Annotated in this window: 22 protein-coding genes; 4 read left to right on the top strand and 18 right to left on the bottom strand. The window is 40.2% G+C overall.

What is annotated here, in order from left to right:
• The first annotated feature begins 132 nt into the window (after positions 1-132).
• From B9Y81_RS05960 to B9Y81_RS05945, 4 genes are read left to right on the top strand one after another with little or no spacing between them, the layout of a single operon-like run.
• Positions 133-978, top strand: coding sequence for a prephenate dehydratase (locus B9Y81_RS05960; protein WP_085536538.1), 846 nt, complete (start codon positions 133-135; stop codon positions 976-978).
• Positions 953-2,143: a pyridoxal phosphate-dependent aminotransferase gene (locus tag B9Y81_RS05955; protein WP_085536094.1), complete on the top strand. Its 1,191-nt coding sequence runs from the start codon at positions 953-955 to the stop codon at positions 2,141-2,143. The genes B9Y81_RS05960 and B9Y81_RS05955 overlap by 26 nt, the downstream gene beginning before the upstream one ends.
• Before the next feature lie 7 nt (positions 2,144-2,150).
• On the top strand, positions 2,151-3,218 hold the full coding sequence (locus B9Y81_RS05950) for a bifunctional 3-deoxy-7-phosphoheptulonate synthase/chorismate mutase type II (protein WP_095996261.1): 1,068 nt from the start codon (positions 2,151-2,153) through the stop codon (positions 3,216-3,218).
• Positions 3,215-3,988 (top strand): prephenate dehydrogenase, encoded by a 774-nt coding sequence (locus tag B9Y81_RS05945; RefSeq protein WP_085536092.1) that lies wholly within the window; start codon positions 3,215-3,217, stop codon positions 3,986-3,988. Before B9Y81_RS05950 ends, B9Y81_RS05945 begins: the two co-directional genes overlap by 4 nt.
• 124 nt (positions 3,989-4,112) lie before the next feature.
• On the opposite strand, the gene B9Y81_RS05940 is transcribed toward B9Y81_RS05945, so the two are convergent.
• The 18 genes from B9Y81_RS05940 to B9Y81_RS05855 form a co-directional block, all read right to left on the bottom strand.
• On the bottom strand, positions 4,113-5,987 hold the full coding sequence (locus B9Y81_RS05940; RefSeq protein WP_085536091.1) for a TonB-dependent receptor plug domain-containing protein: 1,875 nt from the start codon (positions 5,985-5,987) through the stop codon (positions 4,113-4,115).
• An 87-nt stretch (positions 5,988-6,074) separates the two neighbouring features.
• The gene (locus B9Y81_RS05935; protein ID WP_085536090.1) at positions 6,075-6,476 is read right to left on the bottom strand and encodes a CopG family ribbon-helix-helix protein; all 402 of its coding nucleotides are present in this window, start codon (positions 6,474-6,476) and stop codon (positions 6,075-6,077) included.
• Positions 6,477-7,096: 620 nt separating this feature from the next.
• Positions 7,097-8,203, bottom strand: a complete 1,107-nt coding sequence (locus B9Y81_RS05930; protein WP_085536089.1) for a universal stress protein — start codon at positions 8,201-8,203, stop codon at positions 7,097-7,099.
• Between the two features lie 82 nt (positions 8,204-8,285).
• On the bottom strand, positions 8,286-8,561 hold the full coding sequence (locus B9Y81_RS05925) for a DNA-binding protein (protein WP_085536088.1): 276 nt from the start codon (positions 8,559-8,561) through the stop codon (positions 8,286-8,288).
• A gap of 136 nt (positions 8,562-8,697) precedes the next feature.
• Entirely contained in the window at positions 8,698-9,390 is a 693-nt protein-coding gene (locus B9Y81_RS05920) for a phosphatase PAP2 family protein (RefSeq protein ID WP_085536087.1), read from the bottom strand.
• Position 9,391: 1 nt separating this feature from the next.
• Positions 9,392-10,144 (bottom strand): tetratricopeptide repeat protein, encoded by a 753-nt coding sequence (locus B9Y81_RS05915; protein WP_085536537.1) that lies wholly within the window; start codon positions 10,142-10,144, stop codon positions 9,392-9,394.
• A 16-nt stretch (positions 10,145-10,160) separates the two neighbouring features.
• A complete protein-coding gene (locus B9Y81_RS05910) occupies positions 10,161-11,975 on the bottom strand; it encodes a BatD family protein (RefSeq protein WP_085536086.1) in 1,815 nt (604 codons plus the stop codon).
• Positions 11,976-12,009: 34 nt separating this feature from the next.
• A complete protein-coding gene (locus tag B9Y81_RS05905; protein WP_085536536.1) occupies positions 12,010-12,759 on the bottom strand; it encodes a tetratricopeptide repeat protein in 750 nt (249 codons plus the stop codon).
• Positions 12,760-12,772: 13 nt separating this feature from the next.
• Complete coding sequence (locus B9Y81_RS05900; RefSeq protein WP_085536085.1) at positions 12,773-13,792, bottom strand: vWA domain-containing protein; 1,020 nt, start codon at positions 13,790-13,792, stop codon at positions 12,773-12,775.
• A 14-nt stretch (positions 13,793-13,806) separates the two neighbouring features.
• On the bottom strand, positions 13,807-14,793 hold the full coding sequence (locus B9Y81_RS05895; RefSeq protein ID WP_085536084.1) for a vWA domain-containing protein: 987 nt from the start codon (positions 14,791-14,793) through the stop codon (positions 13,807-13,809).
• Positions 14,790-15,791, bottom strand: coding sequence for a hypothetical protein (locus B9Y81_RS05890; protein ID WP_085536535.1), 1,002 nt, complete (start codon positions 15,789-15,791; stop codon positions 14,790-14,792). The genes B9Y81_RS05895 and B9Y81_RS05890 overlap by 4 nt, the downstream gene beginning before the upstream one ends.
• A 5-nt stretch (positions 15,792-15,796) precedes the next feature.
• The gene (locus B9Y81_RS05885; protein ID WP_085536083.1) at positions 15,797-16,666 is read right to left on the bottom strand and encodes a DUF58 domain-containing protein; all 870 of its coding nucleotides are present in this window, start codon (positions 16,664-16,666) and stop codon (positions 15,797-15,799) included.
• Positions 16,667-16,720: 54 nt separating this feature from the next.
• Positions 16,721-17,716, bottom strand: coding sequence for an AAA family ATPase (locus B9Y81_RS05880; RefSeq protein WP_085536082.1), 996 nt, complete (start codon positions 17,714-17,716; stop codon positions 16,721-16,723).
• Positions 17,717-17,873: 157 nt separating this feature from the next.
• On the bottom strand, positions 17,874-19,004 hold the full coding sequence (locus B9Y81_RS05875; RefSeq protein WP_085536081.1) for an HU family DNA-binding protein: 1,131 nt from the start codon (positions 19,002-19,004) through the stop codon (positions 17,874-17,876).
• The gene (locus tag B9Y81_RS05870; RefSeq protein WP_085536080.1) at positions 19,001-19,288 is read right to left on the bottom strand and encodes an HU family DNA-binding protein; all 288 of its coding nucleotides are present in this window, start codon (positions 19,286-19,288) and stop codon (positions 19,001-19,003) included. Before B9Y81_RS05870 ends, B9Y81_RS05875 begins: the two co-directional genes overlap by 4 nt.
• A gap of 86 nt (positions 19,289-19,374) precedes the next feature.
• Positions 19,375-20,670, bottom strand: a complete 1,296-nt coding sequence (gene rimO, locus B9Y81_RS05865; protein WP_085536079.1) for a 30S ribosomal protein S12 methylthiotransferase RimO — start codon at positions 20,668-20,670, stop codon at positions 19,375-19,377.
• Between the two features lie 9 nt (positions 20,671-20,679).
• Complete coding sequence (gene ftsY, locus B9Y81_RS05860) at positions 20,680-21,633, bottom strand: signal recognition particle-docking protein FtsY (protein WP_085536078.1); 954 nt, start codon at positions 21,631-21,633, stop codon at positions 20,680-20,682.
• Between the two features lie 246 nt (positions 21,634-21,879).
• Positions 21,880-24,711: a bifunctional fucokinase/fucose-1-phosphate guanylyltransferase gene (locus tag B9Y81_RS05855; RefSeq protein WP_085536077.1), complete on the bottom strand. Its 2,832-nt coding sequence runs from the start codon at positions 24,709-24,711 to the stop codon at positions 21,880-21,882.
• Position 24,712 lies beyond the last annotated feature (1 nt).

Below are 24,712 nucleotides of genomic sequence, written 5' to 3'. Positions count from 1 at the left end.
TACTTTAGCAGTGAGGGCAGGAATTTATATGTAAAGTGTTGATAAGAAATATGAGTCAATAAAAGATATAAAGTCCTGCCCAATGTGGCGGGACTTTTTTTTATCTATATAGGAATAGAACAGAAAAAGAATATGAAAAAAAGAATCGCAATTCAGGGTATTGCCGGATCGTATCACGATATCGCTGCCCGAAACTATTACGAAGGTGAAGAAGTTGAGATTATCGGATGTAATTCTTTTAAAGAAGTGATCACAACTATGAAAAAAGACCCTTCTATTCAGGGAATGATGGCAATAGAGAATACAATTGCAGGTAGCCTTCTGCAAAATCATGAACTTATCCGTGAAAGTGGTTTCGACATTGTAGGAGAATACAAATTACGTATTTCTCATTCATTGGTTGGATTACCCGGGGAAACAATTCACGATATAACAGAAGTCAACTCCCACCCGATTGCCCTTATGCAGTGTTCGGATTTTTTAAACACACTCCCACATACTAAAGTTGTAGAGAAAGCAGATACGGCAATGAGTGCGAAATGGATATCAGAAAATAAACTGAAAGGACATGCCGCTATCTGTGGTAAAATGGCTGCCGAAATATATGGAATGAATATCCTTGCCGAAGGAATAGAAACAAACAAACGAAATTTCACCCGATTCCTTGCTATAGCAGACCGATGGACAGCCGACGAACTTCTACAAGGAGTCGATAAAAACAAATCTTCACTCGTATTTGCACTACCTCACTCTTCCGGCAGCCTGTCCAAAGTTCTCTCTGTTCTCTCCTTTTACGATATGAATCTCTCAAAAATACAATCCCTACCTATTATCGGCCGCGAATGGGAATACCTCTTTTATATTGACCTTACATTTACAGACTATACACGCTATAAACAAGCGTTGGATGCGATTAGACCTTTAACTAAAGATTTTAAAATTTTAGGTGAATATGAAGAAGGACAACAAAGTGTGTGATATAATTCCGGCGTCGCGCGTTAACAGTGTGCAGGAATATTATTTCTCTAAAAAGCTAAAAGAAGTAGCGGAATTGAATGCCGCCGGCAAAAAAATTATAAACCTCGGAGTGGGAAGTCCGGATATGCCACCGTCACAAGAAGCTATTGAAGTATTGTGTTCGGAAGCACGAAAAGCAGATACACATGGTTATCAGCCATACATAGGTATTCCGGAGCTACGCGAAGGATTTGCAAAATGGTACAAGGAATGGTACCATGTAGAATTAAATTCCCGCACAGAAATACAACCGCTTATCGGATCAAAGGAAGGGATACTGCACATTTCATTGGCTTTCCTTAATCCAGGAGATGGTGTGTTAGTTCCTAATCCGGGTTATCCTACTTATAGTTCTGTAAGCAATCTGGCAGGTGCTCGTATCATTAGTTATGACCTGAAAGAGGAGCTGAATTGGCAACCTGATTTTGAAGCACTTGAACAAACTGATCTCACCGGTGTAAAGCTAATGTGGACAAATTATCCAAACATGCCTACCGGAGCTAACGCAAGCATGGAGCTGTATGAAAAACTGGTTGATTTCGGTCGCCGACATAATATTGTGATATGTAATGACAATCCATACAGCTTTATTCTCAATGACAATCCGCTCAGTATTCTTAGTGTGGAGGGAGCTAAAGATATTTGTATTGAACTGAATTCAATGAGTAAATCGCATAATATGCCGGGGTGGCGTATGGCTATGCTTGCATCAAATGCTCAATTTGTGCAATGGATATTAAAGGTAAAGAGCAACATCGACTCCGGACAGTTTAAGCCTATGCAATGTGCCGCTGTAGAAGCCTTAAAGGCTCCTAAGTCCTGGTATGATGAAATGAATAAAGTATACGCTAACCGTCGTGATCTGGCAGGGCAGATAATGCATGAATTAGGTTGTGTGTACGACGAAAAACAAACCGGACTGTTCCTTTGGGGACGTATTCCGGAAAGCATTGCGAGTAGTGAAGCAATCGCAGACAAGGTGCTATACGAAGCAAACGTATTCATCACTCCGGGCTTCATTTTCGGAAGTCAGGGTGAAAGGTACGTACGTATTTCTCTCTGCTCAAAGGAAGAACAATTAAAGGAAGCATTAAATAGAATTAAGAATATAATAAACAATCAATAAAATGGAAATGAAGTTAGAATCAATCGCATTACCGGGAATAGATACTAAACGCCCGATTGTTATTGCAGGGCCATGCAGCGCCGAAACAGAAGAGCAAGTATTGGAAACAGCTCGTGGACTGGCAGCAAGAGGCGTAAAATTATTCCGTGCAGGAATCTGGAAACCTCGTACAAAACCCGGAGGGTTTGAAGGTGTTGGAGCCGAAGGATTGCAGTGGTTGAAAAAGGTAAAAGAAGAAACCGGCATGTATGTTTCTACTGAAGTAGCAACAAAGGCGCATGTGGAAGAAGCGTTGAAAGCCGGCATCGACGTACTTTGGATCGGTGCTCGTACAACGGTTAATCCATTTGCTGTTCAGGAAATTGCCGACGCTTTAAAAGGCGTGGATATTCCCGTATTGATCAAAAATCCGGTTAATCCTGATCTTGAACTTTGGATTGGAGCAATAGAGCGTATATATGGCGCAGGAATCCGTCGTATTGGTGTAATTCATCGTGGATTCAGTTCATACGATAAAAAAATATACCGCAACCTCCCTTTATGGCATATCCCAATCGAACTTCGTCGTCGTATGCCGGAACTGGAGATATTCTGTGACCCAAGTCACATTGGTGGTAAGCGCGAACTGATTGCTCCGCTTTGTCAACAAGCGATGGACCTGAGTTTTGATGGACTAATCGTTGAATCACATTGTAATCCGGACTGTGCCCTGAGTGATGCCTCTCAACAAATTACCCCGGATGTGCTCGACTATGTATTAAACCTTCTGGTAATTCGCAACGAAACGCAAACAACAGAAAATCTTTCTCAACTTCGTAATCAGATAGATTCTATTGACGAACAATTACTCGAACTTTTGGCTAAACGTATGCGTATATCACGTGAAATAGGTGTTTATAAGAAAGAACACAACATGCCAATCCTACAATCTCCACGCTACAGCGAAATACTTGAAAAACGAGCAAACATGGGACAGAGTATGGAACTGAACACCGAGTTTGTAAAAGAGATACTGAAAGAAATACACGAAGAATCTGTTCGTCAGCAGATGATTATAATGAACCAACAGGGATGAAAATACTAATTCTTGGTGCTGGAAAGATGGGATCTTTCTTCACCGACCTACTCAGCTTCGACCATGAAGTGGCCGTATTAGAAAGTGACCCGAAACGGATGCGTTTTATTTACAACGCCCTTCGTCTGGAAAAACCGGAGCAGATAAAAGACTTTGCACCCGAGTTGGTAATCAATTGTGTTACGCTCAACTACACGATTGAAGCCTTCAAGGCAGTTCTCCCCTATCTGCAACCCTATTGTATTATATCAGACATTGCTTCTGTTAAAACAAACTTACAGGAATTCTATAAAACATGCGGATTTCCTTATGTTTCCACGCACCCGATGTTTGGTCCTACATTTGCAAGAATGGGTAATCTGGAGAAAGAAAACACGATCATCATCTCCGAAAGCGACCACTTAGGCAAAGTATTTTTCCGTGACCTGTATGCGAAACTCCACCTGAACATTTTCGAATACACCTTTGACGAGCACGACCGCGTAGTAGCTTATTCTTTAGGAATTCCTTTTGCATCAACGATGGTTTTTGCAGCCATCATGAAGCATCAGGATGCACCGGGAACAACCTTTAAACGCCACATGAAAATAGCTCGCGGACTGCTTTCCGAAGACGATTACCTACTTACTGAAATCCTCTTCAACCCCCGTACGCCCCATCAAATAGAACGCATACAGGAAGAGTTAAGCGTATTGCAGGAAATCATCAAAAACAAAGACACAGCAAGCATGAAAGAATACCTGACAAAAATCAGGAGTAAGATTAATTAATATCTGATCTTTACCTAATATAACAAGTAAGCCGAATTTCCCCAAAAGAGGAAATTCGGCTTACTTTTTATAAAAAGAAAGTCATATAATGCCTTATACTGTATATATTTTCATCTTAAACTAATTAAAACGTCACTTCTACTCCTCCCATAAAGATTGCTTTTGGCATTGGGAAACCTTGATTGATTTCGTAGCGAGCTGCTGTTAGGTTTTCTCCTTTAACAAATATGTTTGCTCCTTTATCTCTTGTTCCAAAGCGGTATGCTGCTCTTGCGTTCAGCAACGTATAGCTTTCTTTATCAGTGTTTTTTTCAGCATTTGTATATAGTCCGGAAATGGATTGCGTATTCAAATGAAAATTAAAACGTCCGGGTGCATACGTGATTCCGGCAAAAAACTGGTTCTTTGGAGCAGCCAATAGGGGTTTGTTTGTATCCAGATAACTATAGTTCGCGTCTATGCTCAGGTTGTTCAGCACCTGAAAACGTAGCTCGGCTTCTATTCCTTTGTTTGTGAATTCACCCACATTACGGTTTAATGGTATGTTATCTATCTCACGCCTTTCTATCATATCTTTTCCATCAATATAAAATCCTGTTAATTCAGCGAAAAGACGTCCGTTGAGGAAGCTTTGCGAAACAGCAACCTCGTAATTGAACATAGATTCCGGTTTAAGTTTAGCGTTTTGTATAGGATACATATACATTTCGCGAATATTTGGACTGCGGAATCCTTTTGATAGCGAAGCGCGGATGGTATTCCCAGCAAACGGACGAGCCACAACTCCTGCCTGAGGCACCCATTCGCCACCGAAAACACTGTTGTATTCATATCTTACCCCCGCGTTGAGTGTAAAAATATTTAGAAGTTCTTGTTGCATGATTAAATAACCGGCAGTTTCATCTATTTTCTTATTAACTATGTCTTCACGATTGCCGTTAATACTGTCGTTCCATGCTTTTCCACCCCAGTTTTTATAATCAAGTCCAAGTGTAAAGCTGTTGCCCGGCAAAAGATGAAATGATTGATAAAGTAACACCCCATAGTTGTGGTCATTGGAGTTAAATAAAAATGTACGAGGATTACCTCCTACAGCATAACCGTCGTTTATTTCATGGTCTCCCCAGTTATAAAAAGCACGAATGGCACCACTTATCTTTCCGAAATTATTCTCTACTGCCAGCGAAGTTGTTCCGCGAAGAATATCCATATCATTATCAAGCAGAGGTGCTGTAATAGCTCCCGGATTCTGATTTTTATATTTCGCCAGACTAATATCTCCTGTAGCCTTAAATTGGTCGCTTAGTTCATAACCCAGTTTAGCGAATCCATTGGTAATCCGGAATTCAGCATTATCACGATGTCCGTCTGTTCTGTCATGGTTTAGTGAAATAAAGCTGCTGAATCGTCCGGAATTATAGCCATTATTGATCATGTATTTCTGTGTATTGTACGAGCCATACATCACCCGGGCCTGCGTGCGACGCCCTTCCTGATGGTGCTTACGGGTAATAATGTTTACAACCCCTCCCATCGCGTTCGATCCGTAAAGTAACGAACCCGGTCCACGGATCACTTCCACCCGATCAACATCAGAAGCCACGTACGTATCCGGAAGTGAATGACCGAATATGCCTGCCCACTGAGGCTGTCCATCAAAAAGCATCAACACTTTATTGCCTTGCCCCACTCCGCGCACATTGACTGTTCCCGCACCATCTTTTGAAACACCAAATCCGGTAATTCCCTTTTGGGTAACGAACAGTCCCGGTACACGTTGCGAGAGTACGGGCAGCAAAGCAGATTCACTGCTCGCCTCAATTTCATCACGCCCTATAACACTGATAGTTAGCGGAACACTGTTTTTATTTACAATGATTTTGTTTGCAGAGACAACAACCTCTTTCAAATTAATCAAGCTATCCACCTTTTGTGTTTCATCTGCGTAAAGAGGGCTACACACCAATAGTCCTAAACTTAAAACAAGCGCATTTTTCATATAATTAGCTTTATAAAATATCTTCCTTTCCAGCCCCAAAGGTAACACCTTCTCGCACAATCGTGTTACTATATAGATAAAAAAATATCAATCGGCACGTCCCATAACCAATTTTCCATGACGAATACCTTTGATAGTAGTTAACTTGTCGGCCAATTCCGTCAACACATGCGCCTCGCCCATTACAGCCGTTATATGCAAGCAATGATTTCCGGCAAGATAGTGGTTTGTAGAGGAAAGGACAACTTGTTGAAACATACCTTCTATTGCAGAAATACGTGCTGTTATTTCTTTCTTTTCCTGCTCATACATGATTACGATTGTTCCGGCAACCACATGATTACATTGCCATTTTCTTTCAGCTACATTCTTCTCAATCAAAAAACGGATTGCTTGAGAACGGTTTGCAAACCCATTCTCATCCACATACGTATCCAACTCTTCCAGCAAAGAGTCTTCAAGTGAAACACCGAATCGTTTAATAGCCATTATTATCTGTAATAAATTCCGGGGATAAATATAGTCAAATAAATAGAAACATTCCTATAGTAAATACGAAACACGGAAAAGTGCAAATTCAGGTCAATAAAAAACAGATCAACTATTATTCGGTTGGTAGTGATTTTTGTGTTAATTCCGACTTCAAATCAGAGTAAGAAAATTCAGCATAAAAACAGCGCGTTTTTTCACAATACTATATTTAAAAAAATATATCCTTTATTTTTTTGAAAATAACCTTTATTTTTCAAGAAATAACCTTTATGTTTTTTGACGGATATAGCCTACTGATTATCAACGCTTTAAAAAACACAAAAAACAATCCTATTTTAGCTATAAAAACAAGGAAAATGGGGCTCAGCGGATTTCCCATTTAACAAAAAAAATAGTCCGTATAAAACTTCACAGTTACATACGGACCAAACAAATAACAAACTCTACTTATATGAAAAAACAAATACTACTAACAAAGTACTAATAACATCCCTGTTACTGTGAAATAAAAGATTTACATATTTTATTTCTGGCTTTGTATATATTAAACAACAATCTATTCAATATAGTTCTCGACCTATTACAAAAAAACATTAACATTTTCTATAATACCTGATTTACCTGTGCATAACCAACAAAGGCGTGTCTGTATGGAAAAGCATCTTTCGGGCTATACTCGGATTGAATATTCGTGCCAGCAAATTCCGTCGATATGTGCTCAACGCGATAATATCAATGTTTTTTTCGCGAACGAAACGCTCTACCGCAAGTAACAAATCACCGTCATCTAATACCGTATGCGTAATTGATGCTTCGGGATACTGTTTCTTAAAGTATTCACGCACACCGGTAAGGCGTATTTCATTCCATTCATTTCTACTGGTCGATATATTAAACAGATGGATATTTAAATCGTAACCTTTTATTATTTCCATGAAACGATCAAACATCACCAAGTCTTCCTGATTAAAAGACGTAGCAAAAGCGATATTCTTCACGTTGTTTATGGCGTTAAAAGGAACTTTTTCGGGTATAACCAAAACAGGAACTTTTGAAATCTCTATCACTTCGCCTGATACACTGCCTATAAGATCGGCTTCCTTTTGGCTCTTACCTCTTGTACCCATTACAATTAGAATCGGACGTATTTCCTTGGCATAAGTAATGATTTCTTCTTCCGGTATACCTTCTCTAAGAAGAGCCGTAATTTTTACGTCCGGCAGTTCGGCTTCTTTTATTTTCTTATCTAATTCTGCCATGAGTATTTTCATATCGTCTTCAACCTTCTTCCTCGTATTTATCATCGCTTCATTTTCACCTGCTTGATAAATAATCGAGTCGGTCATTGGTATCGCCGATGGAAAAAACGGGCTGAAATAGGCATGAAACAAAACAACTTCCGCCCCCATTCGTTCAGCATGATTGATCCCTATCTCACAAGCCGTTAACGAATAGTCTGAAAAGTCAACCGGAATCAATATTACCTTATCCTTTTCTTCCGGTTCTTTTTCCGGTTCTTCAAACCATTTCACATCTTCAATTACACGTAGTGCATGAGGAAGGTCACTTTCTTTTATGCGCACTCTAACTCCTGCTGAAACAACAGGCTGAATCTGATTTACATTGTGAATGTATACCTCAATACCTTCTGATTCAAGAATAGTTTTCAGTATCTGTGCCCTTTCGAAGGTATGAATTGCTAATGTTATTAATTTACTTTCCATAATAATTTCATTTAGACGTTAAACAAAAAAATCCCTAAGTTTTTGACGACTAAGGGATTTCATTTAAACATTTTCTTTTCTGCTAAGATTCCGGTGTCACAGACACCACTTCACTTTCCGCTAATATTTCCAACGCCCGGTCGTAAATAGAAGTGTCGTCCAAAACAACAATTCCACCATCAGGTCCCGGTTCAATGTGGATACCACAACTCATGCCAGATTTATAGTTCTGTCCACCAAAATAGTTTCTAACAGTTTCAACTGTTACGCCTAATTCGTCTGCTATACGGTGAGTACTTCCATCAGGAAGACTGTCTTTCAAGCGACGCAGCTCATTAAAAGTGATTGTTTTTGTCATGGTCTATCTATTTTGAAGTTTATATATGAATTATTAACATGCCACTAACTTAGCCAATATAAACAAGAGAAACAAATTATTGTGAATGAAATAGATTTGTAATAAACATGCTTTACGGCATGTATAGAGCAGTAGTTTACGATCGGATAAGGTTGACCAATTTGGTGTTTAATATCAACATCAAAATAATATTAATGTAAATGGCGTAGGATATCAAATTTTTACTCTCATTGCTATAGATCCGTTCAGGAATAGTGATTTCATCACCAAGAATCTTCTTTCTGGCATACAGATATAGATAATAAACCATATACCCAAAGAAAACACCGGCTAACGCCCCAAAAGCAACATCAGAAATAAAATGAACACCTAAATAGATCCGCGTATAGGCAGTAACGATAGACCAAAGGAAAATAGTAAAACCATAAAGTTTATGCCTGAAAAGCAGGGTGGTAAACGTTGCAAACCCAAATGCATTCGCGGCATGACTGGATATGAACCCGTATTTACCACTTCTGTAGCCAAAGACAGTAGCCACGTCTTCCATAAAATTAGGATGAGAAGTAGGGCGATAACGTGCAAAAAAGGGTTTGCAGAAATGGGAAGCAAACTGATCGCATAATGTTATAACCAATACAATAGCAAGTAATACGAATAATACCTCTTTCCAATTTTTTTTATAGCATAAAACAAATAGAATTAAAAGGGCAAGTGGAAACCATACAACTTTACCTGAAAACAACCACATAAAATGGTCAAGATAAACAGAATCGCTTCCATTAAGGAAAAAGAAAGCATCGCGTTCGTAATGTAAAAGTTGTTCAAGCATTTTATATTTTTTCTATATCCTTACTTGGCATCCATCCTACATGCCCGTCTTCTAATTCTATTTCCGCCCATTCTCCAAGTGTACTTCTAACAAATACCTTTGTTCCTTCATGCACAACAAAGAGGTCGGTCCCACTCATATCCGGAGAACTTTTTACAGTCACTGTTGAAGAAAAAACGATCGCGCTATTTCTGTTCAGCAAGTTATGTTTTTGTTTTGAAGCAAAAACATTTGACAGAATCACAACAAACAGCATCAGTAATCCGACATAAAAGCCTATCTTTTTCAAACGGATCCATTTCGAGAAGAAAAACAAAAACAAACAGCCGATTAAAGCAATAAAGCAAACAATACCAATCGCTCCCCAGGAGTTTACACTCAGGATATTCTGTACACCTTCAAACCATTTTACTAAAAAGAATTGGCCAATAGGTTCTATGCGGTCAACCGTTTTCTGTTTCGCTATGTTTAGGTTAAAACGTATATCCCCATCAGCCGGGTCGATCAATAAAGCTCGTTCGTAATTCAAAATTGAAGGAGCTACCTCTCCGGCTTTAAAATAAGCATTTCCTAAATTATAATAGATTTCAGCAGATGCTCCATAGGTTTTCAGAATACCTTCATAAAGCTCAATAGCCTTCGAAAAGTCTTCTTGCGTATAAGCAGTTTCTGCTTCCTTTATAACATTCTCTTGCGCAAATGATGATGTTACAGAGAATAATAATAGGGATAATAACAATAATATATTTTTCATAACCATCGATCTCCTCTTATCTTTTTATCGTATTTTCCATTTTACCAATGGCTTCTACCGTTTGCTCATACAATTTATCCATCGCGTCCGAAGTTTGTGCGGGAGCATATCGAGCAAACTCACAAGTATTCAGAATATCCAAAAATTCTTTGATAAGCTCTTCTGATACACCATACTTCGTCAACTCGTTTTCAACATTATCTTTTGCTAATTCTGCCCGAGGGATGTTTAATTTATCACTCAAATAACCCCACAGCGCACGAAGCACTTCTTCATAAAATTCCTCTTTCTTATTCTCCTTAAGGAATACACCGGCACTTTTTAGTCGGCGTACAGCCATCTTGTTGGCTTTCTTTGTACGTACCAATGCCAAGTCAGAGTTTTCTTTCACTTGTTTACGGTAAATAATGAAGAATACAATAAATAATATTGCAGGAATCAGATAGCATAGTATATAGACGAATGTTCCAAAGAATATCTCTTCAACCGGAACGAAACGGACTCCTTTTACTTTAAGATAGCGAATATCATTACCTAAAAACTTAACGCTCTCTCTGTTTGTAAAGTTAGAAACGACCGGAGCTCCAGTACCTTCACCTTCCGCCCCTTTTTCCACTTGTAGTTTAAATGGTTGGGAAGAAAGCGTCTTATAAGCTCCTGTTTTTGTATCAAAATAAGAGAATTGAATTGCCGGTATTTCAAAATCGCCTGCAAAACGAGGAATAGCCATATATTCAATTACTTTGCTGCCTGATACACCCGATGTAGTGGTACGGATATTATTTTCAACTTTAGGGTCATAAACTTCAAAATCATTCGGAAATTTCACATCCGGATTTTTCAACACACGGAGATTACCGTTACCTTCTATTTTGACTTTAACAGTAACCGCCTCGTTTGCTTTTACCTGATTTGAACTTATTTCGGAATTCATCGTAAAGTTGCCTACTGCACCGGAAAAAGAAGCAGGCTTTCCTGATGGTAATGCCTTTACATCAATTGTTACAGGAGATGTTTTCAACTCTTTGCTCACGTTTTGATAGCCACTATCAAAGAAATCGTCAAATATAGAGCCGCCACCTTGTCTTTGTATACGTACGCGAATACCTGCGTCAAAGGTTCCCGCATCGATTGTAATCTTGCCCGAACGTTGCGGATAAAGCACTGTCTGCCTTAAAGTCACTGTCCAATAGTTACGTCCGTTGTAATGATCCTGAACCCATTGTTTATCCGGCAAATCTATTTCCTGAGCCAGAAATCCTTCAAACTCGGGAAATTTCTGCCGCGTTAGCTGACATATTTGCGAAGCATATAATTTAAATGTCACTAAAAAACCTTCCTGTTCATACACATTACGTTTTGACACTTCCATCCGGATAAAATAGTCCGTATTAGATATTCCGGAAGCAGCGGAACTACCTGCTGAAGCTTCTGCTTTATCGGTCTGATCGGGAGGCAGAACTTTAACCGACACCCCGTTTGATGTATAGTTTGAATTCTTTACCTTGATCGTTGCCGGAGGAATAGTAAATGTCCCTTCCTTCTTTGCCAGGAGAACATAGGTGTAAGTAATAGTTGTTTCGCTCGAGGTTTTCCCGTTAACCCAAGATGTATTGTAGGACTTTGATTGAGTAGGTCCCATTAACACTTCAAAGTCGGGCATTTCCTGTGCCCTGAAATCTTTTCCTTCGGCATTAACAGTAAAGCTCAACCGAAATTGTTGTCCTACCACAACAGCTTCAGGCGCAGAGGCTCTAAAGCTGACATCTTGAGCTTTTAATGCATTCCCTACGGTGATAAATAAAATGAATAAGAAAATTAATTTCCTCATTATCTCTGTTTGTTTATATCGTTATTAATCACGTTTACCATTCTTTCTCGGTTTTCCGGCGTTCTTGCTGTTGCATTTGCGCTTTCTTTACCTTTTCCTGTGTATCTTTTTCATCTTGCAGGAAGGCATCCAGAATTTGCTGAGCATTATCCTGACTCATTTGTTCATTCTGCTGAGGCTGTTCTTGCGTTTTATCTTCTTTCTTATCTTCAGGCTGCTGTTGTTGTTGCTGATCCTGATTTTGCTGATCTTCTTTATTGTCCTGATTATCCTTATTTTCTTCATTCTGATCATCCTGGCCATCTTGTTCCTGGTTTTGTTGATCTTGCAAAAGTTTCTGAGCCAACGCCAGGTTATATCGTGTTTCATCATCTTTAGGATTCAAACGTAAAGACATTTTATATGCCTCTACACTCTTATCGTATTCTTTGTTCTGCATACCGATATTACCCAAATTATGAAATACTTCAGCTAAACGAGGTACATTCTTTTGATCTGCCAATAAATATTCAGTCTGACCGGCCAGCAATTGATACTGCTCTGCCGCTTCCGGAAATTTTTGCTGCTTATATAGCGCATTACCCAAATTATAGGTACCCTCTATCGAGCGTGGATTAACTTCAAGACTTTTCCGATAAGCTATCTCAGACTCTGTAAACTTTTCTTTTGTATATAATTTATTACCATCACGAAGGTTCTTCCTTTCTGCTTTCTGAGCACTAACCACAGCAGGAACAAAAAGGAAAACCAACAAGAATAATATTAATGTATTTACTGTTTTCATCATCTTTACATTATTAAGAGAATAACTTTACCTTTCTAAAGATTCTGTTTCTCCGATCCATGATTAAGCATTCAGCAACTAACAAAGCTAACACAAACCATGCCAAAATCTGAAATTGTTCGTCATATTCAGAATAAACTTTACTCTCAAGCTCTGATTTGTTCAATTTTTCAATCTCATTCTGCAAAGCTCGCAACGCGGAGTTCGTATTATCCGCACGCACATACAAACCATTTCCGGCAGCAGCGATCTCCTGACACATCTGTTCATTAAGTTTTGAGATCACAACATTTCCTTCACGGTCTTTCATAAAGTTATTACCACCTCCGATGGGAATGGGTGCTCCTTTAGGTTGCCCCATACCTACGATATTTACATGAATATTCTTTTCCGTAGCTTTTTTAGCCGCTCCTATAGCATCATCTTCATGGTTTTCGCCATCGGTAATCAGTATAATTGTTTTATCCGAAGCTTCACTTGGGGTAAACGAGCGAACTGCCAGATTAATGGCCTTACCAATCGCTGTTCCTTGTGTTGAAACCATTTCCGGAGTTATAGATGACAAAAACATCTTAGCCGAAATATAATCGGACGTAATCGGTAATTGCGTAAAGGCATCACCGGCAAAAACAATAAGTCCGACTTTATCGTTGGTAAACCCTTCGGTCAGACGAGAAAGCATCTGCTTGGATTTTTCCAAACGGTTAGGTGCTACATCTTCTGCCAACATGGAGTTTGAAACGTCCAGACAGACCATTATCTCTACCCCGTGCCGCTTTACTGTTTCCAGTTTGGATCCGAACTGCGGACCGGCAGCAACAAAAATCATCATTCCTATTGCACTAAACAACAACCAGAACTTCAGGTTCTGTCTACTTGAAGAAACTTCCGGCATCAACTCCTTTAAGAGTTCCGGATTACCGTATTTTTTAATCGCTTTCCTCTTGGCTATCACAGAATACACATAAAAAATAAGGATAGCCGGAAGCGTAAACAACAAGTATAAAAACTCGGGATTTGCAAAACGAAACATAAGCTCTTCTATTTTTATGGTATATTCCTTAATATAGTTCTTCTCAACAACACTTCAAGCATCAACAAAGCAAGAACAATCAACGCCCAGTTTTTATATTCTTCTTGCTTCTTGCTGAATTCCTGAACTTGTATTTTAGTTTTCTCCATCTTATCAATTTCTGAATAGATTTCTTTTAAGCTTGAATTATCTGTTGCCCGAAAATACTGTCCGCCCGTTGTCGATGCAATTTGTTTCAGTGTAGGCTCATCAATATCTACTCTAACATTCTGGTATTGTATCCCGAATGCTGTAGGGAATGGATAAGGAGCTTCCCCTTCCGTGCCAACACCAACGGTATATACACGTATACCAAACGTTTTGGCAATTTCGGCAGCTGTTACGGGAGCTATCTCTCCCATATTATTAGAACCGTCAGTTAATAAAATAATCACCTTGGATTTAGCCTGACTGTCCTTTATGCGGCTCACGGCATTAGCCAGTCCTAAGCCAATAGCTGTACCGTCATCAATTATACCACACTGAATATCTTTAAATAAGTTGAGTAAAACAGTATGATCAGTCGTCAACGGACATTGCGTAAAGCTTTCGCCGGCAAAGATCACCAAACCGATATTATCATTCGGACGACCGCTTATGAAAGACGCAGCTACATCTTTTGCCGCCTCCAGACGATTAGGCTTCAAATCTTCGGCCAACATACTTGTCGATACGTCTATCGTTAGCAGTATATCAATACCTTCCGTAGACGTATTCTGCCAGTTATCTGTTGATTGCGGTCTGGCAAGCACAATAATAAGAAACGCTAATGCCGCTACCCGTAAGATAAAGGGCACATGCCGTAGATAAACTTTATACGATCTGGCCGCAGGTGCATCGAATGCCTGAGACGAAGACACCTGCAAGCTGGCTTGCGTTTTACGCGACTTCCAGATGTACCAACCTATCAAAGGAATCAACAGAAGCAGCAGATATAAATATATAGGATTAGCAAATATCATTTCACATCATCATTTACAGTTAAACCTCCTTCATCTTCTTTCTTTGATTCTTCTTTTTCAGGAGAAATCACTTCAACGATCTTTGTCTGATTAACAAATAAGTAAGCATTCATCAAGCTCAGATCATTTTCTTCAGGAAGAGGATGCAGTTTAGCAAATTTCACCAAATCAGACAACTGAAGCACCTGTTTTAAATTCGAATAAACAGATTCTACATCTGAAGTTTTATATAGGCTTGCCAAAATCTCTCCTGAAGTCATTTCCTGCGCGTTAATATAAAAACGATCCAGTATATACTTACGAAGAATATCCGTAAGCAGCGTATAATACTCTTTATTGCGCCCTTGTTGCCATAATTTCTGCAACTTCAGTTCATCCAGGTCTTTCACGGCCTGTTCATGCGGAGGCAATAAGGGTTCCGGTGCTTTCTGAGGTATTAAAGGCTTCCTGTTTCGCAGACGTTGAATTACATAACCGATCACACAAATCAGGAACAAAAGAAATAATATACCATAAATCAGCGCATAATAGTCTGCCAGCACAAAAGGAGGTTTCCAAACCAACTTAATATCATAAAACTCCTCCGGATTATCCGTATTCACAGGAATAGTGGAGACTTTTAACGCAATCTGATTCGAAGCTATTGTATCCGGACCATCTATCACTTTCAAGGGAGGCAACAGATAAAGAGCGGAGTCAAACGATGTTACCAGAATATCTTGCTTGATAACAATACGATCATTATCAATGTGCGTGGTATCGGGCAGAGATAACATCAACACCTCCACTCCACGCATTAATGTATCCCGAGGGATAAGCGGTAATACCTCACGTCCGTTATCTGTCGTTATAGACAAATGCAATACGGTTTGTTCGCCAATAAGTATAGCCGTTGAATCAGCCGACACATCGATCAACGTCTTTTGCGCAAAAAGCTGGCTGCAAAAGAAAGCCTGAATAAGAACAAATAATAAACAGCTATATTTTCTAAATCTTATCATACTTAATTACGTTTTTCAAACAGGGAAATCAACTCCCTCACATAATCATCTTCGGTACGTATGGTAACGGAATCAACACGACTTTTCTTAAACGAATCGAGCATCTCACGCTGGCGTTTTTGCCACCATTGATCGTAAGCCTCGCGAACACGTTTTGACGAACTGTCGATCCATCGTTCCACACCGGTTTCCGCGTCTTTAATCTTCATCAGCCCCACTGCAGGTAGCTCAGCCTCTCTTCGGTCATACACCTGAATGGCTACCATATCATGTTTACGATTCGCGATTGTCAAAGCATCCTTGAAATTACCTTTATCAATAAAGTCGGATATCAGAAATGCCGAACACCGCTTTTTTATCGCGTTTGTTAAATATTTCAACACATGAGAAATATCTGTACCGGATTGCTCCGGTTTAAAATCGATCAATTCGCGTATCACATACAGAATGTGCTTCTTTCCTTTCTGTGGAGGTATAAATTTTTCTATCCTATCCGAAAAGAAGATCACGCCGATTTTATCATTATTCTGTATCGCAGAAAAAGCCAGTGTGGCAGCAATTTCAGTAATGATCTCTTTCTTCATTACATTAACCGATCCAAAATCACGGCTTCCGGAAACGTCGATCAGCAACATCACGGTTAGTTCACGTTCCTCTTCAAAAACCTTAATATAAGGCTTGTTGTATCGTGCCGTCACGTTCCAGTCTATATCCCGGATATCATCACCGAACTGATATTCGCGCACCTCGCTAAATGCCATTCCGCGCCCTTTAAAAGCAGAATGATATTGCCCCGCGAAAATATTACGGGAAAGACCACGCGTTTTTATTTCGATCTGTCGTACCTTCTTTAACAGCTCACTTGTTTCCATAATCAAATTATCTTATTTCGATCGTTAGCAGGTAAGGAGCTACACTGCTATTCATCAAGGTACCTCTACTTTATTCAATATTTCACTAATTACTTCTTCAGAAGTTAAATTATTCGCTTCCGCTTCATAACTCAAACCAATACGATGACGCATCACGTCATAACATACGGCACGTATATCTTCCGGAATTACGTAACCTCTACGTTTAATAAACGCATAAGCACGGGCTGCCAGAGCCAAATTTATAGAAGCACGGGGAGAAGCACCAAAAGCAATCATGCCTGTCAGGTTAGACAACCCATGTTCCTGAGGGAAACGGGTAGCAAATACGATATCAACAATGTAGCGTTCGATTTTTTCATCCAAATAAACTTCACGAACCACCTTGCGGGCTTCCATTATTTCCTCTTTCGTCAAAATCGGTTTGATGGCAGGTCTGTCTCCTCCGATATTCTGACGAATAATTAGTTTTTCCTCTTCTTTTTTCGGATAGTTGATCACCACCTTAAGCATAAAACGGTCTACCTGCGCTTCCGGCAACGGATAAGTACCTTCCTGCTCAATGGGGTTTTGTGTAGCCATAACCAAAAACGGTTCGGGCAACTTATAGGTCTTCTCACTAATTGTAACCTGACGTTCCTGCATGGCCTCCAACAAAGCACTTTGTACTTTGGCCGGAGCACGGTTGATTTCATCCGCTAATACAAAGTTCGCGAAAATTGGTCCTTGCTTAACCTGAAACTCTTCTTTTTTCTGGCTGTAGATCATAGTACCCAAAACGTCGGCTGGCAACAAGTCCGGTGTAAACTGAATTCGGTTGTAATGCGCGTCAATTAACGAGGATAGTGTTTTGATAGCAAGTGTCTTTGCTAACCCCGGAACCCCTTCCAACAAGATGTGTCCGTCAGAAAGCAGACCAATCAATAACGATTCAACTAAATGTTTTTGTCCAACAATTACCTGATCCATCCCTACGGTAATCATGTTCACAAAAGAACTTTTACTTTCTATTCGCTCATTCAATTCACGAATATCGACTGTCTGATTCATAAGATTCAACTATTATTTTATTATATATTTTGTTTTTTCTATCACAACTAAATATGAATGCACAAAATTAGAAATGTTAAATTCGTATTCTTAACTTTAGCCGTTAAATAATACTAACTTACATCCCACTGTTTTTTATTATTTTTCAAAAAACAATTTAATTAAACATGGAATTAATCTCTGCCTGTTTTGCTTTTGCCTTGGCAACAGATTCCGGATTTTTCGCGTCAATTCCGTACAACGCGGGATCCGGCACAACCAGTTCGGTTCCCATCTGAATGCTATTCGGATTATTTACAATTGCTTTATTATGCTCATAAATATACACCCAGAAGGCTTTATGACCATAATACTCCAAAGCTATAAGGGTTAATCGGCTATCGGGAACAATCTTTACAATCACCGGTTTCTTCGGTTCTGTTTTAATCGTATCAACGCTATTCACTGTTGTAGTCAAAGTCGAATCAGCTACTAATTCCGAAGGTTCTTCGGAGGAAACAGACTCAGGTTCTGCTTCAGCCAGCTTTTCTTGTTTAATATCTTTTATACTATTTGCTTTTTTGGGCATAAGATTAAAATAGAAAACACCACCGATAACACAAGCCACCAAAAACAAACCGAGAAACACCAATGTTCCATTTTGCTTTTTAGGCTTAGGGGGTATTTGCGCTTCTTCAGGCTCAGCCTGTACGGGTTTTACCGCATCTGCATCAGGGGTAACTGCCTTCTCTTCTACTGCCTCCTCCTCTATCGGTGCAGATTCAGTTTCCGTTCCCGTTTCCGTTTCTGGCTCTGTTGTTAACGCCGGTTCAGGTTCAGGTTCAGGTTCAGGTTCAGGTTCAGGTTCCGACTCCTGTACTTTTTCCGTATTCTGCACATCAATTACTTGCTGTTTAGAATCACTCACTACCTCCTCTTTCAATTCTTCTTTCGGCTCTTCTTCCTTTTCGTCGGGAAACGTTACACCGTCATTCAATTCGGTTGTTTCAAAAGAGGAGAATGGCTTGTTTACCTGTTCTTTTAACTCCTTATCCGGAGTGAATGTAAACTTCGAGTGTGCAGGGATAATGAATCGTTCGCCGGTATTTACATGAACACTTTCCCTTTCTTCAACCGGTATAACTTTAAAGGTACCTAAACCCTTCACTTTTACAATTCGGTCTTCCAGCAAAGCGTCAGAAATCACCACAATCAATTCCCGTAGAAAAGCCTCGGAAATTTTCTTATCTTTTCCTGTATACTCCGCAAGCAAAGCGGCTAAATCTGATATATTTAACCGTTCGTTCATTCTACATCAAGATCTTTCAGTCTGTTTTTCAGTGTAGTTCCCGGCTTAAACACAGGAACTAATTTAGGAGGAACCAAGTATCTTTTACCATTAACCGGATTTACGGAAATACGTTCGGCTCGTTTTTTTACTTCAAACAAACCAAACGACTGTAGGTAAATACTATCATTGCTAACGAGTTTTGAGCCGATAACATCAGATAGCGCAGACAACATATCTGAAGTTTCCTGTGTAGTGCAATTGATCCTGTCCGACAGTTTGGTTATCAACTCTTTGTTATTCACAATATTACTCGTTTAAATTATCATGCGATATTAGTGATTTTTTCAGAGATATACAAATCTAAAAACGAAAAACGAAAAACCGGTCATCAAACCGGTTTTCCATATAGATCAAATGCCTCCGCACGTTCAATCTGTACTTTATAAAACTCACCCACCGACAGTGGCTTGCTTTTATTAATCAATACTTCAGGGTCTACCTCGGGAGAATCGAACTGTGTACGACCAATATAGAAGTCGTCGTCTTCACGATCTATCACCACCTCAAGCACCTGTCCTACTTTTGCTTCATTGATTTCCGCGGCAATACCTTCCTGCACACGCATCAGATAGTCCAGACGCTCTTGCTTAACTTCCTGAGGAATATCATCCGAATATTTTTTATGCGCGTACGTGCCCGTTTCGTGACTGTAAGCAAATGCACCCATTCGTTCGAAACGTATTTTACGTGTAAACTCTACTAATTCGTCAAAGTCCTGTTCAGTTTCTCCGGGATGCCCTACCATCAATGTGGTGCGCAAGTGAATGCCGGGAACTTCCGTACGCATACGTTGCAATAATTCATAGGTTTCCGCCTTGGTTATGTTGCGGCGCATTAATTTAAGCATCGGGTCGCTGATGTGTTGCAACGCGATATCAAGGTAGTTACATATATTCTCCCGTTCTCGCATTACGCGCAACAAATCATACGGGAAGCGTGCCGGATAGGCATAATGCAGACGTATCCATTTTACACCTTGTATATCAGAGATCCGCTCCAGCAGTTCCGGCAAAGCCATTCGTTTATAAACATCTAAGCCATAATAAGTCAAGTCTTGGGCTATCACCTGAAACTCCTTCACTCCCTGTGAAACAAGCCTCTTTACTTCATCCTCAATTTCTTCCATCGGACGAGACTGATACCGTCCCGTTATAATAGGAATGGAGCAATAAGAGCAAGTGCGATCGCACCCTTCCGCTATCTTCAGGTAACCATAATGAGAAGGCGTTGTCAGCACACGGTCTGACGCTAATTCTTTTTTATATGATTTCCCCATATCGGTGATCAGTTCTTTCCAGTTGAACTTACCATAAAAACGATCCACTTCGGGCAATTCTTTTTTCATTTCGGTTAGAAAACGTTCAGACAAGCAGCCCATCACATAAAGCTCTCCTATCCTACCCTTTTTCTTAGCCTCTCCTAATTCCAGAATCATATTAATAGATTCTTCCTGGGCGTCACCAATAAATCCGCAGGTGTTCACCACTACAATTTCTCCGTTTATCTTATCCGCATCATGCGCTACGGTATACCCATTAGCTACAAATTGGCGCATAAGTTGCTCGGAATCCACCAGATTTTTTGAACAACCCAGTGTAATTATGTCTACTTTATTTTTTCTCATGTTTATTGATTACTCACCAAATAAAGAATTTACAAATTCTTTTTTATTGAAAGCCTGCAGATCTTCCATGCCTTCTCCCAGCCCGATATACTTCACGGGAATATGGAATTGATCGGAAATACCAATTACTACACCTCCCTTGGCTGTTCCGTCTAATTTAGTAACAGCCAGCGCATTTACTTCGGTAGCAGCAGTAAACTGCTTCGCTTGTTCAAATGCGTTTTGCCCTGTTGAACCGTCTAACACAAGTAACACTTCGTGTGGCGCGTCGGGTACAACCTTCTTCATCACATTTTTAATCTTGGTTAACTCGTTCATCAGGTTAATCTTATTGTGCAAACGGCCTGCGGTATCGATTATAACTACATCCGCTTTATTGGCAACGGCCGAACTTAATGTATCAAAAGCCACCGAAGCGGGATCGGCTCCCATTTTCTGCTTAACAACCGGAACATCAACTCGTTCACCCCAGATAACCAACTGTTCTACAGCCGCCGCGCGAAATGTATCGGCCGCGCCGAGATAAACACGATGTCCGGCTTTCTTGAACTGATAAGCCAGTTTTCCGATAGTCGTAGTTTTTCCTACACCGTTTACCCCTACTACCATAATTACATAAGGTTTCTTTTCTTGCGGAACAACAAAACCGTCAGCGTCTTCAGTATTGTTTTCGGTAAGCAAAGCGGCTATTTCTTCACGTAAAATAGCTGTAAGCTCCTGGGTGTTTACATATTTATCTTTCTCGGCCCGGTTTTCTATACGCGAGATGATCTTTAACGTGGTTTCCACACCAACGTCGGAAGTGATCAACACCTCTTCCAGCTCATCCAAAACATCATCGTCGACCTTACTTTTACCTGCAATTGCCCGGGTGAGTTTTGAAAAAACACTTTCCTTTGTTTTAGACAACCCTTTATCTAATGTTTCTTTCTTTTCCCTGCTGAAAAAGCTGAAAATTCCCATACTTTACCTACTTTATTTTTCTCTTATCAAATATAGCCGCTAAGTTACACCAATTTATCAACAACTCAATATGATTTCACCCACGAAATCAGATCAAGTTTTTTCATAACCTTTATCTTTGAAAACATAAAGGTTATTTTTTAAAATATAAAGGTTATTTTTCGAAAAATAACCTTTATGTTTTTCGACCTCTACAGCGGTTGAAATTCAAGGCTTACAAAAACGTGTTTTTTAGGATCTAAAAAACTACGAACGACTGATTTGTAATCCTGTCCGGGAAAGGTTCATATCGACAAAACGCGCGTTGTCCGAACCTTTGGACTCCTGAAGTATTTGTTTAATTTTTACAGCGGCGGCCGGGTCTTTGGCTACCATATAAAGATAACCTCCCCCACCTGCACCCGGAAGTTTATAGCCTTGTACATAATCGGTAATCTGCGATATCATATATTCGATTGCCGGAGGATTCGTTCCGCTATCCAAGGCCTTATTCAATTCCCATGTTTTTTTAATCAGACTTCCGTATAATGAAAAATCGCCATGCTGAATTGCATCATACATATCCAGAGCGTGCGCTTTCATCTCGGTTAACAGGCTAAGATGCTGAGCGCTATTCAAGAACATTCCTCGCACGATCTCCGACAAAATATTTTTAGCGGTTCTTGTTATTCCTGTATAGTACAGTAAATGGCAAGAATTGTATTCTGCATCTGTAAACAAGTATTCGGGCAACCAACGCACAGCTGGTGTCTGATCAAATCCTTCATCTGTTTGTAATAGCTTTAGTCCATGAAGTATCCCTCCGTACTGATCCTGCCAGCCACCTCCGGTAGTCAACAGTTGTTCCAGAATAAGCGTACGGTTTCCTATCTCGTTCTTATCCCAGGTTAATCCGCAGAAATCCGAAAGAGCCCCTAATACGGTTGCAGCCAAAATGGAGCTTGTTCCCAATCCGGAACCGGCCGGAATGGCAGATAAAAGTGTTATTTCTATTCCCGCCCCAAAGGCTTTCAACTGATCGGACAATGAACTGTGCTTTTCTTCCGAAAATTCCGGCAGAAAACCAGCTAACGCCAATGCCGCTTTAGGAATAGAAAAAGGAGAGCCTATTGTATGGAAATTTCTTAATTCATCCCAGGTTGAAACAACGTCCATCGCGCCTAAGTCTATAGATCGCAGAATGATTTTATATTCTTTAGAGGGCTTAATATAAACCTGTAAAGGGGGCTGCCCATTCAATTCGATAGCCACATTCACCACATTGCCACCTACATATAAACAATACGGCGGAGTGTCCGTCCATCCTCCGGCAAGGTCTATGCGTACCGGACTTCGCGACCAAACGATCTGGTCATGATAGACACTCAGCGTGGGTTGTTGTTTCTTATTTCTTAAGAGTCCGACTAATCCTTCTTGCAACAACGTAAATGCAGTTTTTTCCTCTTGTTCAAATTCGCACCCCTGCAAACGCAACACTTCAGCGCGAAACATATTGTCATGAACTTGCTTTATCAAAGGCGCGTCTTCGGGCAAAGCGGCAGGAAGATTTAATTTATTCTGCACAAAAGAATGTGCCGCGTCTTTCAAATCCAATTGATAGAAAACGCTTTTTTCATGATTGCCGGCTAATATGGGCCAATTATGCGAACAATACTCCGTGCGTTGCTTTACTAATCGCTCCAGATTGGCCGACATAAGGATCTGATTAGCCGACACTTTTTCCGCCTCAAGCCAAAGCTCCTCTCCTTCTTTCAACTCAGGCTCATTCAGCATCCAGCGGAGCACAAGTTCCATCTCTTCTGCTCTTTCAAGCAAGGGAAACAAACAAGCATCCTGTATATCATCAAAGGCAGTAACAACAAATTTTCGTTCGGTAATCCACTGGAGAACAGATTGTCCGATAAATGTTGTGTCCGGATTATCGGAAGCGCCGCGAAAAGCATCTTCAAAGCCATAAGGCCTGACGGCATATTTTGTTTGTCCGTAAGGCGTGATATCAACACATACACCAACAGGCAATGTTAACGACCAGTTGTTTCGGGGAATCCCGGTCAGAATATGTTTGTGATTCAACACCCAGTTCGCACCGATATGACTATTTTCTATCCACAACTCGGAATTGTTGGCTGTGAGTTTAATATCGACTACGGCATTCTGTACAAACATGGCGGGGTGAGGCTTCACCTTCCGGTGCATTATTGCCCGCTGATCGCGCACACGGTTCTGTACAGCCAAAGTAGATGAAATCAATTCCCTGCTTGTTCCGTAATGATAAAACTCACCTCCGGATAAAGGAAGAATAGCCACCTTTAATTGATTAACTTCTTCATCTTCTATCCGTGGATGCTCACCTAAAGCAAGTCCGAACTCACCATACAGATCATATTTCGTAAAGCCTTCGGAAACGCGTGAACGCTTCATGAGCACTTCCATCGCACGATCACTTAACAGCCAGATGCCGATATCCATCAAAAAGAAATGTGTCTGGTTCAATTTACCCAGTTCTTCAACAGTCGGTTTCTGCAACATACAATCCAACACATCCGGTTTATCCCGATGAGAGACAAATACGCCATGATTCTTTGCCAAGGAAGCCTCCACCCAAAGTCCGTAACAAACCACATCCGCATCAGGAATGGGTTGAAGCGTTTCATTTGTACGTATATATACATCGCCACTGGCTATTAAAGTGCGTAACTTTTCCGGAGCCTTTTCCATTATTTTCTCATAGAGTGGAATCTGCAACGACAATAAACTTTGATTTAGTTTCTGCCCCCGCTCCCAGCGAAACACAGGTATAGGCGTTAATACTTTACCGCTGGTAGCATAAGAAGGAAGCCTGCGACTTTGTCCGCCGGCATGAAGAATAATTCTTTTATCTTTTTTGAGCCAATCCTCCATTGAACTATCCGGCTCTTCCGACTCTTTACAGGCACTCAACAACCAGGAAGTACCTCCACCGGAACCCAATTGTTTGTCAACCGGATCAGAATAAGCAAACCATTCCGATCGGTCTAAATTAAATACATCATATATTGTTTCAACAAGATTCGGGGGGAGAGAGATTAATTTTTTCATT

Origin of the sequence: Massilibacteroides vaginae (assembly GCF_900178525.1) — a bacterium.
Lineage (GTDB): Bacteria > Bacteroidota > Bacteroidia > Bacteroidales > Tannerellaceae > Massilibacteroides > Massilibacteroides vaginae.
The sequence above is the reverse complement of the archived record's forward strand: the minus strand, read 5'-3'. Positions and strand labels throughout refer to the sequence as shown.

What these genes read in the sequence shown, in the direction of transcription:
- B9Y81_RS05855 (WP_085536077.1), bottom strand. Translation starts at nt 24,711, where the DNA reads ATGAAAAAATTAATCTCTCTCCCCCCGAATCTTGTTGAAACAATATAT.
- B9Y81_RS05880 (WP_085536082.1), bottom strand. Translation starts at nt 17,716, where the DNA reads ATGAATCAGACAGTCGATATTCGTGAATTGAATGAGCGAATAGAAAGT.
- B9Y81_RS05940 (WP_085536091.1), bottom strand. Translation starts at nt 5,987, where the DNA reads ATGAAAAATGCGCTTGTTTTAAGTTTAGGACTATTGGTGTGTAGCCCT.
- B9Y81_RS05895 (WP_085536084.1), bottom strand. Translation starts at nt 14,793, where the DNA reads ATGATATTTGCTAATCCTATATATTTATATCTGCTGCTTCTGTTGATT.
- B9Y81_RS05930 (WP_085536089.1), bottom strand. Translation starts at nt 8,203, where the DNA reads ATGGAAAGTAAATTAATAACATTAGCAATTCATACCTTCGAAAGGGCA.
- B9Y81_RS05920 (WP_085536087.1), bottom strand. Translation starts at nt 9,390, where the DNA reads ATGCTTGAACAACTTTTACATTACGAACGCGATGCTTTCTTTTTCCTT.
- B9Y81_RS05905 (WP_085536536.1), bottom strand. Translation starts at nt 12,759, where the DNA reads ATGAAAACAGTAAATACATTAATATTATTCTTGTTGGTTTTCCTTTTT.
- B9Y81_RS05885 (WP_085536083.1), bottom strand. Translation starts at nt 16,666, where the DNA reads ATGGAAACAAGTGAGCTGTTAAAGAAGGTACGACAGATCGAAATAAAA.
- B9Y81_RS05955 (WP_085536094.1), top strand. Translation starts at nt 953, where the DNA reads ATGAAGAAGGACAACAAAGTGTGTGATATAATTCCGGCGTCGCGCGTT.
- B9Y81_RS05910 (WP_085536086.1), bottom strand. Translation starts at nt 11,975, where the DNA reads ATGAGGAAATTAATTTTCTTATTCATTTTATTTATCACCGTAGGGAAT.
- rimO (WP_085536079.1), bottom strand. Translation starts at nt 20,670, where the DNA reads ATGAGAAAAAATAAAGTAGACATAATTACACTGGGTTGTTCAAAAAAT.
- ftsY (WP_085536078.1), bottom strand. Translation starts at nt 21,633, where the DNA reads ATGGGAATTTTCAGCTTTTTCAGCAGGGAAAAGAAAGAAACATTAGAT.
- B9Y81_RS05950 (WP_095996261.1), top strand. Translation starts at nt 2,151, where the DNA reads ATGAAGTTAGAATCAATCGCATTACCGGGAATAGATACTAAACGCCCG.
- B9Y81_RS05925 (WP_085536088.1), bottom strand. Translation starts at nt 8,561, where the DNA reads ATGACAAAAACAATCACTTTTAATGAGCTGCGTCGCTTGAAAGACAGT.
- B9Y81_RS05915 (WP_085536537.1), bottom strand. Translation starts at nt 10,144, where the DNA reads ATGAAAAATATATTATTGTTATTATCCCTATTATTATTCTCTGTAACA.
- B9Y81_RS05935 (WP_085536090.1), bottom strand. Translation starts at nt 6,476, where the DNA reads ATGGCTATTAAACGATTCGGTGTTTCACTTGAAGACTCTTTGCTGGAA.
- B9Y81_RS05960 (WP_085536538.1), top strand. Translation starts at nt 133, where the DNA reads ATGAAAAAAAGAATCGCAATTCAGGGTATTGCCGGATCGTATCACGAT.
- B9Y81_RS05945 (WP_085536092.1), top strand. Translation starts at nt 3,215, where the DNA reads ATGAAAATACTAATTCTTGGTGCTGGAAAGATGGGATCTTTCTTCACC.
- B9Y81_RS05900 (WP_085536085.1), bottom strand. Translation starts at nt 13,792, where the DNA reads ATGTTTCGTTTTGCAAATCCCGAGTTTTTATACTTGTTGTTTACGCTT.
- B9Y81_RS05875 (WP_085536081.1), bottom strand. Translation starts at nt 19,004, where the DNA reads ATGAACGAACGGTTAAATATATCAGATTTAGCCGCTTTGCTTGCGGAG.